The 13,291-nt window shown below is 68.5% G+C and carries 15 protein-coding genes; 2 read left to right on the forward strand and 13 right to left on the reverse strand.

Annotation, left to right across the window (positions count from 1 at the left end):
- Nucleotides 1-5: 5 nt before the first annotated feature.
- Genes B7D75_RS05295 through B7D75_RS05305 form a run of 3 tightly spaced genes read right to left on the reverse strand, consistent with a single transcriptional unit; the run spans nt 6 to nt 2,325 of the window.
- Entirely contained in the window at nt 6-668 is a 663-nt protein-coding gene (locus B7D75_RS05295) for an ABC transporter permease (RefSeq protein ID WP_003156264.1), read from the reverse strand.
- On the reverse strand, nt 668-1,603 hold the full coding sequence (locus B7D75_RS05300) for a glycine betaine ABC transporter substrate-binding protein (protein WP_107113808.1): 936 nt from the start codon (nt 1,601-1,603) through the stop codon (nt 668-670). Before B7D75_RS05300 ends, B7D75_RS05295 begins: the two co-directional genes overlap by 1 nt.
- Complete coding sequence (locus B7D75_RS05305) at nt 1,603-2,325, reverse strand: ABC transporter permease (RefSeq protein WP_012074500.1); 723 nt, start codon at nt 2,323-2,325, stop codon at nt 1,603-1,605. The genes B7D75_RS05300 and B7D75_RS05305 overlap by 1 nt, the downstream gene beginning before the upstream one ends.
- 440 nt (nt 2,326-2,765) lie before the next feature.
- Between B7D75_RS05305 and B7D75_RS05315 the strand changes: the two genes are divergently transcribed.
- Complete coding sequence (locus tag B7D75_RS05315; RefSeq protein ID WP_043098690.1) at nt 2,766-4,040, forward strand: cation:proton antiporter; 1,275 nt, start codon at nt 2,766-2,768, stop codon at nt 4,038-4,040.
- Nucleotides 4,041-4,098: 58 nt separating this feature from the next.
- Here B7D75_RS05315 and B7D75_RS05320 read toward each other — a convergent pair whose 3' ends face one another.
- From B7D75_RS05320 to narX, 10 genes are all read right to left on the reverse strand, one after another.
- On the reverse strand, nt 4,099-4,344 hold the full coding sequence (locus B7D75_RS05320) for a hypothetical protein (RefSeq protein ID WP_034079867.1): 246 nt from the start codon (nt 4,342-4,344) through the stop codon (nt 4,099-4,101).
- Between the two features lie 29 nt (nt 4,345-4,373).
- Nucleotides 4,374-5,273 (reverse strand): TIGR01459 family HAD-type hydrolase, encoded by a 900-nt coding sequence (locus tag B7D75_RS05325; RefSeq protein ID WP_052151061.1) that lies wholly within the window; start codon nt 5,271-5,273, stop codon nt 4,374-4,376.
- A 103-nt stretch (nt 5,274-5,376) separates the two neighbouring features.
- On the reverse strand, nt 5,377-6,033 hold the full coding sequence (locus B7D75_RS05330) for a dual specificity protein phosphatase family protein (protein WP_034079869.1): 657 nt from the start codon (nt 6,031-6,033) through the stop codon (nt 5,377-5,379).
- A 94-nt stretch (nt 6,034-6,127) separates the two neighbouring features.
- Entirely contained in the window at nt 6,128-6,514 is a 387-nt protein-coding gene (locus B7D75_RS05335; protein WP_033997647.1) for a hypothetical protein, read from the reverse strand.
- Nucleotides 6,515-6,524: 10 nt separating this feature from the next.
- On the reverse strand, nt 6,525-7,355 hold the full coding sequence (locus tag B7D75_RS05340; protein ID WP_107113809.1) for an SDR family oxidoreductase: 831 nt from the start codon (nt 7,353-7,355) through the stop codon (nt 6,525-6,527).
- A 71-nt stretch (nt 7,356-7,426) separates the two neighbouring features.
- On the reverse strand, nt 7,427-8,176 hold the full coding sequence (locus B7D75_RS05345) for a class I SAM-dependent methyltransferase (RefSeq protein WP_107113810.1): 750 nt from the start codon (nt 8,174-8,176) through the stop codon (nt 7,427-7,429).
- A 16-nt stretch (nt 8,177-8,192) separates the two neighbouring features.
- Entirely contained in the window at nt 8,193-8,657 is a 465-nt protein-coding gene (locus B7D75_RS05350; RefSeq protein WP_003151305.1) for a hypothetical protein, read from the reverse strand.
- Between the two features lie 147 nt (nt 8,658-8,804).
- Nucleotides 8,805-9,200: an anaerobic/virulence modulator AnvM gene (gene anvM, locus B7D75_RS05355; RefSeq protein WP_003151303.1), complete on the reverse strand. Its 396-nt coding sequence runs from the start codon at nt 9,198-9,200 to the stop codon at nt 8,805-8,807.
- Nucleotides 9,201-9,284: 84 nt separating this feature from the next.
- Nucleotides 9,285-9,944 carry a two-component system response regulator NarL gene (narL, locus tag B7D75_RS05360; protein ID WP_003151302.1) on the reverse strand — a complete coding sequence of 220 codons (660 nt, stop codon included), beginning with the start codon at nt 9,942-9,944 and terminating at the stop codon, nt 9,285-9,287.
- Nucleotides 9,941-11,809 carry a two-component system sensor histidine kinase NarX gene (narX, locus tag B7D75_RS05365; protein ID WP_034079872.1) on the reverse strand — a complete coding sequence of 623 codons (1,869 nt, stop codon included), beginning with the start codon at nt 11,807-11,809 and terminating at the stop codon, nt 9,941-9,943. Before narX ends, narL begins: the two co-directional genes overlap by 4 nt.
- A 174-nt stretch (nt 11,810-11,983) precedes the next feature.
- Between narX and B7D75_RS05370 the strand changes: the two genes are divergently transcribed.
- Nucleotides 11,984-13,279: a nitrate/nitrite transporter gene (locus tag B7D75_RS05370; RefSeq protein WP_107113811.1), complete on the forward strand. Its 1,296-nt coding sequence runs from the start codon at nt 11,984-11,986 to the stop codon at nt 13,277-13,279.
- The last annotated feature ends 12 nt before the right edge of the window (nt 13,280-13,291 follow it).

Consider the following 13,291-nt stretch of genomic DNA (forward strand, 5'->3'; position numbering starts at 1 on the left):
TCCTGTCAGTGCGCGCCGGCGCGCAGTCCCTTGGGGGTGAGGATGCGTTGCAGCCATTGCAGCAGCAGGTCGGCGACGATGGCCAGGAGGCTGACCAGCACCGCGCCGACGACCAGCATCGGCATGTTGCTCTGGCTGATGGAAGTGAGGATCAGCACGCCCAGGCCGCCGGCGCCGATCACCGCGGCGATGGTCATCACGCCGATGTTCATCACCACGGCGGTGCGCACGCCGGCGAGGATCACCGGCACCGCGAGGGGAATGTCGACCATCCGCAGGCGCTGCCAGAAGGTCATGCCGATGCCCTTGCCGGCTTCGCGGATGCCCGGCTCCACGCCGGTCAGGGCGAGGTAGGTGTTGCGCAGGATCGGCAGCAGCGAATAGAGGAACACCGCGGTGATCGCCGGCAGCGGCCCGAGGCCCTGGCCGAACACCGAGTAGATCGGCATCAGCAGGCCGAACAGGGCGATCGAGGGGATCGTCAGCATCACCGTGGCGGCGCCCTGCAGCGGGCCGGCCAGCCACTTGAAACGGGTCATCAGCACACCCAGCGGCACGCCGACGAGGATCGCCAGGCCCACGGCGACCAGCACCAGCAGCAGGTGCTGGAGGGTGAGCTGGCCGACCTGGGTCCAGTCGAGATGGGAAAGCACGCTGAAGAAATCCATTACTGGCTACCTCCCTGGCCGGCCTTGCCGTCATCGAGCAGGTGGTGTTCGCGGAGGAAATCGGCGGCGACTTTCTGTGGCGTCTGCTGCTGGACGTCGACCCGCGCGTTGAGCGCCTGCATGGTGGCGTCGTCGAGCCGCTCGATGATCGGATCGAACAGCGTGGCGAACTCCGGATGGCGTTGCATGACGTCCTTACGCACCACCGGGGCGGCGTTGTAGAAGGGGAAGTACTGCCTGTCGTCCTTCAGCACGCGCAGCTTGAAGTCCTTCAGGCGACCGTCGGTGGTGTAGACGAGGCCGAGGAACACCTGGCGGTTCTTCAGCGCGGTGTAGACCAGCCCGGCGTCCATCTGGCGGATGTCGTCGCGGGTGAAGTGCAGGCCGTACAGCTCGCTCATGGGGCCGAGGCCGTCGGGGCGGCCGGCGAACTCCGGATCCATGGCGAACAGGTGGCTGCTCCCGGGCTCGGCCTTCCGCTGTTCGGCGAGCACCCGCGCGAGGTCGCTGACGCTGTGGATGCCCAGGCGCTCGGCTTCTTCCTCGGGCATGGCCAGGGCGTAGGTGTTGTTGAAGCGGGTCGGCTTCAGCCAGACCAGGCCCTGGGCTTCGTCGAGCGCCTTGACGCGACGGTAGGAAGCCGCGGCGTCGAGCTTCTCGTCGATGTGGTTGTAGACGATCAGCGACGAGCCGGTGTACTCCCAGACGATATCCAGCTGGCCGCTTTCCTGGGCGGCGCGCGCCAGGGTGCTGCCCAGGCCGGTGGTGACGCTCACGTCGTAGCCGCGCTTCTGCAGGAACTGCGCGGTGATGGCGGTGAGGATGCGCTGTTCGGTGAAGGTCTTGCCGCCGATGCGCAGGGTTTCCGCCTGCGCCAGGCCGGCGGCGAGGAGCCCGGCGCAAGCCAGGCAGAGGGATCGGAGCAGTCGGTTCATCAGGCCTCCCTGGCGGCCAGGCCGCGTTCCAGGAACGTGCGGCTGAACAGCACCACCAGGGCGTCCAGCAGCAGGGCGAGGAGCGCGGTGCAGGCGGCACCGAGCAGCAGTTGCTGGTGGTTGTTCAGGTAGATGCCGGGGAAGATCAGGCTGCCCAGGCTGTTGGCGCCGATCAGGAACGCCAGCGGCGCGGAGCCGACGTTCAGCGCCAGGGCCACGCGCACCCCGCCGACGATGATCGGCATCGCGTTCGGCAGCTCCACCCGCAGCAGCACCTGGTTGGGCGTCATGCCGATGCCGGTGGCGGCTTCCTTCAGCGCCGGCGAGACATTGCGCAGGCCCTCGTAGGTGTTGCGCACGATCGGTAGCAGCGAGGCGAGGAACAGGGCGAGGATCGCCGGGGCGTTGCCGATGCCGATGATCGCCAGGGCGATGGCCAGTACCGCCAGCGGCGGGATGGTGTTGCCGACGTTGAACAGCTGCATCAGGCGTTCGGCCCGGGCCTGCATGCCGGGACGGCTGAGCAGGATGCCAGCCGGCACGCCGACCAGCAGGGCGGCCGCCATCGAACTGAAGACCAGCACCAGGTGGGCCTGGAAGTAGAACAGCAGGTCCTCGCGGTAGTGGAGGATGGTCGCGGGGGTGATCCAGTGGATCAGCAAGGCCAGTACGGCGGCTGCGGCGCAGAGGCCGAGCAGGGCCTTGCCACAGGTTTTCACCATGGTCGGGACTCCCTTCGGAATGAGCGTTGGCTACGCTGTCGGGCGCTCCGTCGAAGCGCGGAAACAGGCCGGAAATCAAAGGCTTCGGATGGGCACCGAATTCCCGGCCCTGAAAGGGTTGACCGTTCGTCGTTCGAGGAGGTTCAACGCAACGGCCATGCTTGTGCCATGACCAGGCCTGGGGAAACGGCCGCAGCCGCCGTCTCGCCTGGGCTGGCGGCGAACGAAGAAATTTTCCCGTGGGAGCGGGCGAGAAGGGCGTCGCCGCGGCGACGGCGTTCCATGCACCGTATCGGTGCGCTGGACGCCCAGGGCTTTTCTGCGGTTATGATGCCGGTTCCGAAATTTTCTCGGGCTTTTCCAGACATTCGCACCCCACGGTTCACGGATCGGCCTTTTGGGGTAGGTGTTTTACCTTCTGCTAAGGGAGTACCCGCGTCATGCTCGATCTCGTCGCGGCATTCATTGCCTTGACCACCCTGCTCACCTACGTGAACTACCGTTTCATCCGCCTGCCGCCGACCATCGGCGTGATGGCCACGGCGCTGGTGTTCTCGCTGGTCGTGCAGGGCCTGTCGGAGCTGGGCTATCCGATCCTCGAGGTGGAGATGCAGGAGATCATCCGCCGCATCGATTTCTCCGAAGTGCTGATGACCTGGTTCCTCCCCGCGCTGCTGTTCGCCGGCGCGCTGCACGTCGACCTCTCCGACCTGCGCAGCTACAAGTGGCCGATCGGCCTGCTGGCCACCGCCGGGGTACTGATCGCCACCTTCGTCATCGGCGGCCTGGCCTACTACACCTTCCCGCTGTTCGGCTGGCAGGTGGATTTCATCTACTGCCTGCTGTTCGGCGCGCTGATCTCGCCGACCGACCCCATCGCCGTGCTCGGCATCCTCAAGTCCGCCGGCGCGCCGAAACCGCTGGCGACCACCATCGTCGGCGAGTCGCTGTTCAACGACGGCACCGCGGTGGTGGTGTTCGCCATCATCCTCGGCATCCTCCAGCTCGGCGAGGCGCCCACGGTCGGCGCCACGGCGATCCTCTTCGTCCAGGAAGCCATCGGTGGCGTGCTCTTCGGCGCGCTGCTCGGCTACGGCGTGTTCGTGATGATGCGCGGCATCGACCAGTACCAGGTGGAGGTCATGCTGACCCTCGCCCTGGTCATCGGCGGCGCCGCGCTGGCCGCGCGCCTGCACGTATCGGCGCCGATCGCGATGGTGGTGGCCGGGCTGATCATCGGCAACCACGGACGCCACTACGCGATGTCGGACGAGACCCGGCGCTACGTGGACAAGTTCTGGGAGCTGATCGACGAGATCCTCAACGCCCTGCTGTTCGCCCTGATCGGCCTGGAGCTGCTGCTGTTGCCGTTCTCCTGGCTGCACGTGGCGGCGGCCTTCGCCCTCGGCGGCGCGGTGCTGGTCTCGCGGCTGCTCACGGTGGGCCCGGCGATCCTGGTCCTGCGCCGCTTCCGTGGCGCCAACCGGCAGGTGCCGGCGGGCACCATCCGTATCCTGGTCTGGGGCGGGCTGCGTGGCGGCGTCTCGGTGGCGCTGGCGCTGTCCCTGCCGCTGGGGCCGGAGCGCGACCTGATCCTCAGCCTGACCTACATCGTGGTGCTGGTGTCGATCCTGCTCCAGGGGCTGTCCATCGGCCCGCTGGTGCGGCGCATCTATGCCGGCCAGCCGCTGGAGAAGAACGAGGGCGCGCACTGAGCGCAGCCTGGGCAAGGCGAGCGCCCGCCGTCATGGCGGGCGTTTTCGTTGGCGGGCCTCAGGCGGGGTCCCGGGGCGCTTCGTTGCGGTGGGTGCCGCGCAGGTTCATCGCCGCCAGGCAGACCTGCAGCAGGATCAGCGCATAGGCCTGGGCGTACAGGCCCCAGGCGATCCACAGCAGGTTGCTGGCGAGGAACACCCAGAAGCCGACCTGGCGCCGCCGCCGGTGCGCCGACGCCACCAGCCAGGCGGCCACCACCGTGACCAGCATGGCGGGCCATTGCAGGTAGTCCAGCCAGTGCATGCGCGCATCCTTCTTCCGACCTTTGAGGGTCAGACCAGCCCTGGCGCGGCAAAGTGCGGTCGGATCGGATAGCCGTGCAGCAGCGACCTGACCCGCTCCTCGTCGAGCGCGCCGTTGAACTCGGCGCCGAGTGCCTCGCGGTGGATGCCGGTGGCGCCCAGCCAGAGGGTGTCGATGCGCGCGGCGAGGGCGCCGGGGACATCGGTCACCAGCGAATCGCCGACGAACAGGATGTGCCGCGCGCCGCGCGCCTCCAGTTGTCGCTGGGCGACGCGGAAGGCCGCCGGGTCGGGCTTGCCGTACCAGCTGACCTGGCCGCCTTCTTCGCTGAACAACTCGGCGAGCATGCCCGCGCCGTACACCGTGCGCCCGCCGGAGACCACCACGCGGTCCGGATTGGCGCAGAGGAACGGCAGGTCGGTGGCGCCGCGCAGGGGCGCGAAGCGCTGTTCCAGTTCTTCCTGGGGAAAGCTGCCGACGCCGACGATCAGCGCCGCCCGGGCGATGTCGTCGACGAAGCGCTCGCGGATTTCCCCCGGCCAGGTCTGCTGGGCCAGGCCGACGCCGGCCAGGTAGATACCGCCGCGCTGGTATTCCGGAACCTGCAGCAGGGCGTCGATGGTCAGTTGCCCGGAAGTGGTGATGCCGGCGAACCATTCCCGGCGCACGCCCAGGCGTTCCAGGCCGACGCTCATTTCCACCACGCTGCTGGAGGAGTTGCTGAGGAACCATACCGGGCGGCCTTCGGCATACCGCCGGGCGAGCCAGGCGAGGGCGCCGGGGAAGGCTTCGGCGCCGTCCATCACCACGCCCCAGAGATCGAGGAGGAAGCCGTCGTAGTCGGCGCAGAGCGTGTCCAGTTGCGCGTGGTCGAGCAGGCGGGTGCTGGTGGCGGCGCTGAAGCGCGGGGAGGTCGGGGCATCGCTCATGGGGAGTCTCGTCGCGGCTGTCGAAGGGGCGCCGCGTGCGGCGGCGAGTCCCAAGGGTGCCAAACTTGCGTGACGGGACCAAGCCTTTCGGCCGGGCGCGCGATTAAGAACGGTCGAGCGCCTGGGCCATCCACTCGCGCACATGGCAGACGGCGAAGCGCGACGGGCTGCATTCGCCGCTGGCCATCGCCAGTCGCAGGCCGTCGACGTCGGCCTCGCGCACATAGGCGCTGGCGTCCTCCATGTCGTCCTCGTCGCCGAAGCCGCCGCGCTGCATTTCCTCCAGCGCGGCCTGCTTGTCCCAGCCCTGCACGACGATGCGGTACATGGCGGCGAACAGCCCGGTGCGGTTGTTGCCGTGCTTGCAGTGCATCAGCACCGGGCCTGCGCGCTCGGCGGCCTGCAACTGGCGGAGGACGCTGAGCACCTCGGTGTCGTCGACCCGGTCGGCGTGGGTCGGCAGGCTGACTATCCGTACCGGCGCCTGGCCCAGCCAGGCGCGGTCGTCGTCCTTGATGAAGCTGACCACCGTCTTCACCTGCAGGCGCTCCAGCAGCGCCACGCTCTGCGCGTTGGGCAGCGCGCTGCGGTAGAGCGTGGGGCTCATGCGGTAGAGGTTGATCGAAGGGTCGACCGGTTGCGCCCAGGCCGGCGGACGCCCCGCGGGCGCCTCGGCGGCGTGCAGCGGGCCGCCGAGCAGGAAGGCGCCGAGGGCGGCGGCGAGCAGCAGGCGGAGCCAGGTGAGCGGGGAGCGGGACATGTCGGCCTCGTGCGTTGGGTGGCCAACACTAGGCGACGATGGGTCAAGGCGACCTGAAGAGAATGTGAAGATTTCGTTGGGGGAATTTCACTTTCTAGCGTAGGAAAAATCCGTAAACCCTGCCGGAGAAGAACACCAGCAACAGCGCCGGGTAGCACAGGTAGTGCAGCACCACGATCAGCAGCGCCGCCGGGCTGGGATCGCCCTTCAGCGAGGCGAGACCGACCAGCAGCAGGTAGAGCACGCCGAGTACCCCGCCGTAGAGGCTGATCAGGCGCAAGCGCTCGCCCCAGGTCGGCCAGCGCCGCTGCGCGCGGGCGAACCACCAGGCCAGGCCGCCGGCGATGACGGCGGCGATCAGCAGGCTGGCCGGCAGTCCGCCGAAACGGACCACCCCGCGCAGCAGCACGTTGAGCAGGATCGCCGCGGCGATGCCGGCCAGGGCGTAATAGCGGATGCGGACGGGAAGAGCGGCGTCCATGGCGGTTCCCCTATAGGCGCGTGTCGAGGCCGAAGCGCTTCTTCAGTACCCGTTCCAGCAGACCGCGCGGCAGCCAGCGGGCCAGCGCCGGCAAGGCCCGGCTGCCGTTGCCGATGCGCACCAGCGCGGGACGCGGGCGGCGCTGCACGGCGGCGAGCAACTGGCGGGCGAAATCAGCAGCGGGCGTGGGATTGTCCTGGGACGCCGCGGAGCGCGCCTGGATCTGCCGACGCAATGGCCACCAGGGCGAGCGTTCGTCGACCACGCTGTCCATCTCGCGGCTGGCGCTGGCGCCGAAGTTCGAGGCGATGGCGCCCGGCTGCACTTCCAGCACCTCGACGCCGAACGGCGCCAGCTCCAGGCGCAGGGCATCGCTCAGCGCGTGCACCGCGGCCTTGGAGGCGCAGTAGGCGCCGGCGAAGGGCGTGACCAGCACGCCGGAGACGCTGCCGACGTTGACCACCAGGCCGGACTTGCGCCTCAGCAGCGGGAACAGCGCGCGGGTCACGCCGACCACGGCGAACACATTGGTCTCGAACTGCCGGCGCATGGCCTCGACGCCGCCGTCCAGCAACGGACCCATGGCGCCGTAGCCGGCGTTGTTGACCAGTACGTCGAGGCCGGCGGCTTCGACTTCCAGCTCCCCGGCCAGCCGGGCCAGCGCGGCGTCGTCGTTGACATCCAGCTGTACCGCCTGGAAGCCGGCCTCGGCCAGGGCGCGCACGTCGTCTTCCTTGCGCGCGCTGGCCCAGACCCGGTAGCCGGCGGCCTGGAACGCCTCGGCCAGGGCGCGGCCGATGCCGCTGGAGCAGCCGGTGATGAGGGCGACGGGTTGGCTCATGGACGGCTTCCTTTGGGAGAGGACGGCCTACCGTACTGGATTCGGCGCTCGCGGAAAACCTCCGACGGCGTTCAATCGTTCTTGCGGGCGATACGCAGCATCAGCGGCATGCGCACCCGGCGCGCCGTCCTCGGATCGCCCCACTGCGCGGCGACCCGCTGCAGGGCCTGGCGCACGAAGGCGTTGCCCTGCGCCTCGCGGCACAGCCGGCTGGCCGACCAGGTGGCCATGTAGTCGAACAACTGGGCCAGGGTCCACTGCTGCTCGATGACGAAGGCCGGGGCCGGGAGTTCCTCCAGTGGCAGCTCGAGATCCCGGTAGGCGTTCCACAGCAGGCGATTCCGCCCGGCCCAGTACGGGCGGATCGGCCGCAGGTATTCCTCGTCGATGGCGGCGTCGATCCCGGCCTCGATGCTGAACCAGCTGTAGCCCCAGGCGGCGAACACCCCGCCGGGGCGCAGTACGCGCAGCAACTCGCGGTTGAAGCGTGGATGATCGAACCAGTGCCAGGCCTGGGCCACGCAGGCCAGGTCGAAGGCGGCGGCGGGATAGTCGGTGGCTTCGGCGTCCTGCACGCTGTAGCGGATGCCCGGATGGAGCGTGGCGTGTTCGATCTGCTGCGTGCTGGTGTCGCTGGCGAGGACTTCGCCGAAGTACTGTGCCAGGCCGAGCGCGGCCTGGCCGGTACCGCAGGCGCAGTCCCAGGCGCGCCGGCGCTGGCCGCAGAGTCCGGCAAGATGGCGGTAGAGCGCGTCGGGATAATGCGGGCGGGCGCTGGCGTAGGCAGCGGAGCCCTGGTCGAACAGGTGGCGGGTTTCCATCGGGTCCTCCCCTCGGTCAATCGCCGAAACGCCCGTCCAGGCGTTCGGCGCGGAATTCCAGGGTGCTGGCGCGATAGCCTGGCCGCAGCGGTGGCAGCGGCAGGCAGTCGTGCCAGCTGTCGCCGCCGAGCAGGGCGCTCGGCGCCCGGTAGCGCGGGCTGTCGAAGCTGGTGTCGGCCAGGTTGACGCTGTCGCCGGGCCGGTAGGCGGCAATCCTCCAGCGTAGTTCCAGCAACGGACGGTCGCTGCCGTTCTTCAGCTCGACCGCCAGCGGGCGGTCCACCGGGCAGCGTTCCGGCGCATAGCTCAGGCGCAGTTCCTGGCGTTGCAGGTGGCGGCTTTCGTCGTTGTCCTGCCAGACCACCCAGGCCGCCACCAGGCCGAGCCCGGCGAGGGCCGCCAGGGAGACCGGCAGGGCCTTGGCCGGGTAACGGACCAGGAGGATGACCCAGGTGAGGATCAGCAGCGCACCGATCAGCATGCAAATGTCCTTTCTTCGAAGCCGAAAGGACATCCTAGCGTAGTGGCGTGCCGCGGGCGTGGCGCGGGGGCGGGCACCTGGCGGATGAGCCTTGCAAGCCGACGGGCGCGGGACCGTGCTCCGCGGGGCGGGCAAGGATGCCGGCGATCATTCGCAACGCCGTGCGCCGCCCTGCGCCAGCAGTCGCTCCAGTTCGACGAACAGGCGCTCGGCGTCCCCTGTCTCGCAGTCCTCGCCGTAGCGTTTCTTCAGGCCGTGCTCGCTGAGGGTCAGGTGCAGGGTCGGCGTGACCTCATGGCGCGCCAGGCAGCCTTTCACGCAGTGCAGGGGACAACCGTCGAGGGCCAGGATCGGCCGGCCGGAGCGGGCCCGGCGAACCAGCAGCGGGACGTCGCCGCCGACCCCGGCGATGCAGGACATCTCCGCCAGCCGGGCGCGGTCCAGGCGCAGCGCGAGGTCGTTGGCCAGTTGCGCCACGTTGGAGCAGCCGGAGCAGGCGTAGACCAGGGGAAGGGGATCGTCGGGACTGCGCTCGAACATCATGACGGACGCCTCGTGGAAGGAAGCCTCCAGTATCGACGCAGCGCGGCGCCGGGCTTCTTGACCGGAGTCAAGCGGCGGTCCGGCTCACACCAGGTCGTTCTCCACCGCCCACACCGCGGCCTCGACCCGCGAGCGCATGCCCAGCTTGTGCAGCACCCGCTTCACATGGACCTTCACCGTGCCTTCGGTGATGTCCAGCTTTCGCGCGATCATCTTGTTGCTGTAGCCGTGGGCGATCTGGCGGAGGATCTGCCGTTCGCGCTCGGTCAGCTCGTCGAGGCTCTTCGAGCGGTCGTCGCCCCGCAGGGCCTGGGCGAGGATCTGGGTCAGCTGCGGGCTCAGGGTCATCTGTCCGGTGGCGGCCTGGCGGATGTGCTCGAGCAGGCGCTCCGGCTCCATGTCCTTGAGCAGGTAGCCGTCGGCGCCGGCGCGCAGGACGTTGACCACGTCGCCCTTGTCGTCGGACACGGTGAACACCACGATGCGCGCGTCGACACCGGCCTCGCGCAACGCGCGCAGGGTGTCCAGGCCGTTCATGCCCTTCATGTTCAGGTCCAGCAGGATCATGTCCGGGTCCAGCGCGGCGGCCAGGCGCAGGGCCTCCTCGCCGCTGCCGGCCTCGCCGACCACGCTGAGGTCGTCTTCCAGCTCGAGCAGCTGGGCGACGCCCTTGCGCATCATCGGGTGGTCGTCCACCAGCAGCAGGCGAACCGGTTCGTCGGCGGTGGCTGGCATGTCCGTCATGGGGTCTGCTCCTTGGCGGGGGAGGGTTGCAGGGCGCTCGGCACGAAGCTGAAGAGCACTCGCGTACCGTGCGGCGCGCGCGGTTCGAAGCGTAGCTGGCTGCCGAGGGTCTGGCCGCGCTCCTGCATGATGGTAAGCCCATAGTGGCCGCTGCGGTTCTGCTGCGGATCAAAGCCGACGCCATCGTCCTCAACGGCGATGCTCACCTGGCCGTCGGCCTGGCTGCTCAGGCGCACCCAGGCCCGCCGCGCCTGCGAATGGCGAACCACGTTGGACAGCGCCTCGCGGACGATCTGCAGGACGTGGATTTCCTCGTTGGGGCTCAGCGGCACGTGTTGCAGGCGGTTGTCCAGCTCGATGGCCACCTCGCCGCGCTCGCCGAACTCGGCCACGGCGTTCCCCAGCGCGGCTTCCAGGCTCGGCTCGTCGAGGCTGAGGCGGAAGGTGGTGAGCAGTTCGCGCAGTTGCCGGTAGGCGCCGTTGAGGCCTTCGCGCAGCTCCTCGAGGGTGTCCTCGATCTTCTGCGCCGGCGCCTCGCGCTTGAGCAGGGTGCCCAGGCGGCTGACCTGGATCTTCAGGTAGGACAGCGACTGCGCCAGCGAGTCGTGCAATTCGCGGGCGATGGTGCCGCGCTCGGCGAACAGGGCCAGGCGGCTTTCCTGTTCCTGTTGCAGGGACAGGGCGAAGGTGCGGGCGATGTTGTCGCAGAAGGTCTCGATCAGTTGCTGCTGCCAGTTCTCCAGGCGAGCGCCGCGGCTCTCGATGAACAGCTCGCCGAAGCGGTGCCCGGCGATCGACAGCGGCTGCATCAGCAGCGGCTGGGCCAGGGTCGAGGGCTGGTCGCAGGCGCTGGCCTGCTCGCGGCAGCTACCGCAGTCGCCCTGCAGGCAGAAGTCCGCCGGGCGCTCGGTGGTGGTCAGCGAACTGTAGGCGCGCTCGACCCCGTCCTTGTTCAGGCAGAGGGTCACGCGGCCGGCGTCGAGCACTTTCTCCAACTGGTTCAGCAGCGGTTGCAGGGTGCGATTGTCGTAGGGGTTCTCGCCCAGCCGGCGGGCGCTGGCGTAGAGCAGTTCGAGGCGCTGGTGGCTCTGCGAGAGGGCGCGGGTCTTGTCCTCCACGCGCTCTTCCAGATCGCCGTAGATGCTCTTCAGCTCGCCGGCCATCTGGTTGAAGCGCTCACCCAGCTGCGCCAGTTCGTCCTCGCCGCTGTAGGTGACCCGCGCGTCCAGCTCGCCGCGGCCCAGGCGGCGGGCGGTGCTGGTGAGTTCGCGCAGCGGGCCGATGACGTGGTAACTGAGGTCGTAGAGGGTGACGAACACCACCAGCAGGCTGAGGAACAGGCACAGGCCCTGCACCGTGCTGAGCAGTTGCGAGCGGCGCTCGGCCTTGGCCTGGAGGATGCCGACGAAACGGTCGATGTCGCCGACGTAGGCGTCCAGCACGTCGCGTCCGGGCAGCGCGCGCGGGTCCAGGCGCGCCAGGCCCTCGCGCAGCTCCTGGTGCAGCTGGCGGATCGGGTCGTCGGCGTCCTGGCGTTGCAGCAGGCGGCGGATGTCGCCGCTGTCGAGGCGGTCGCCGAGGGTCCCGAGCAGCGCCTGGCGGCCTTCCAGGCTGGGCTCCAGGGCGACCCGGTAGGTGAGCATGCGCAACGAGCCGGCGTGGTTGATCACCGCGGCGTCCTGGTGCGTGTAGTCGGCGAAGAGCAGGGCGCTGAACATCCCGATCAGCGCCAGCGATACCAGCAGGGTGAGGTAGCAGCCGAAGCGGACTACCAGGGAGCGGCGCAGGATCGGCTTTCCGGCCCTGTCACTACCTCCAAAGAATCTGTCCCGCTGGTCAGCGTCCGACGCGGTCGCCTTGTTCATGGAAAAAACCTTTTAAAACAGTAAGTTGCGCAATAATTTCAGCCATACCTCTTTCGAGGTAGGGGCGCGCATCTAGGCACGGAACGGCCGGTATTTCATTGATTCCTATCAAATTTGCATAGGAACGCCTTCCCTAGGCTCTCGCTGAACGCTGTCCGTGCAGAGAGTTTAGCCATGGCTTCCCTACGTCAGAAACAGTACTCCGTCCTCGGCATGAGTACCTTGTCCTTCGCGGTGAATTTCGCCGTGTGGACGATGTTTTCGATCATCGGCATCCGCATCAAGGACGAGCTCGGCCTGAGCGAATCCCAGTTCGGCCTGATGGTCGCCCTGCCGATCCTCACCGGCTCCCTGGTGCGCCTGCCGCTGGGCCTGATCACCGACCGCTTCGGCGGCCGCATCGTGTTCTTCATCCACATGCTGCTGGTGGCCATCCCCATCTACGGCCTGGCCTTCGCCAGCCAGTACTGGCACTACCTGGTGCTCGGCCTGTTCGTCGGCCTGGCCGGCGGCTCCTTCGCGGTCGGCATCGCCTACACCTCGGCCTGGTTCGAGAAGGAGCGCCAGGGCACCGCGATGGGCATCTTCGGTGCTGGCAATGCCGGCGCGGCGATCACCAACCTAGTGGCGCCGATGATCGTGGTCGCCTTCGGCTGGCGCATGGTGCCGCAGGTCTACTCGGTGGCCATGCTGGTCACCGCCGTGCTGTTCTGGCTGTTCACCTGGACCGATCCGGCGCACCTCAAGGGCGCCGCCGAGACCAGCCAGCGGCCGACCCTGGCCAGGCAACTGGCGCCGCTCGGCGAGCTGCGCGTGTGGCGCTTCGGCCTCTACTACTTCTTCGTCTTCGGCGGCTTCGTCGCCCTGGCCCTGTGGCTGCCGAAGTACTACATCGCCGAGTACGGCCTGGACCTGAAGACCGCGTCCTTCATCACCATGCTGTTCACCCTGCCGTCCGGCCTGATCCGCGCCCTCGGCGGCTGGTTCAGCGACCACTACGGCGCGCGCTCGGTGAACTGGGGCGTGTTCTGGGTCTGCCTGGTGTGCCTGTTCTTCCTCTCCTACCCGCAGACCACCATGACCATCCACGGCATCCAGGGCGACCTCAGCCTGGGCATCGGCCTGAACGTCTGGCTGTTCACCTTCCTGGTGTTCGTCGTCGGCATCGCCCAGGGCTTCGGTAAGGCCAGCGTGTACCGGATCATCCACGACTACTACCCGAGCAACATGGGCACCGTCGGCGGCATGGTCGGGGTGATCGGCGGCCTCGGCGGCTTCTGCCTGCCGATCCTCTTCGGCTACGCCGCCGACCACATCGGCGTGCGCTCCTCCTGCTTCATGCTGCTGTTCGGCCTGACCGTGGTCTGCATGGTCTGGATGCACTACGCGATCAAGCAGCAGCGCCGCATCGACGGCCAGGCCGCCTCGGCCGACGTCGACCTTCCTCCCACCCTTCCCACCCACTCCTGAGGTAATGCCGTC

The organism is Pseudomonas paraeruginosa (assembly GCF_003025345.2).
Taxonomy (GTDB): Bacteria; Pseudomonadota; Gammaproteobacteria; order Pseudomonadales; family Pseudomonadaceae; genus Pseudomonas; species Pseudomonas paraeruginosa.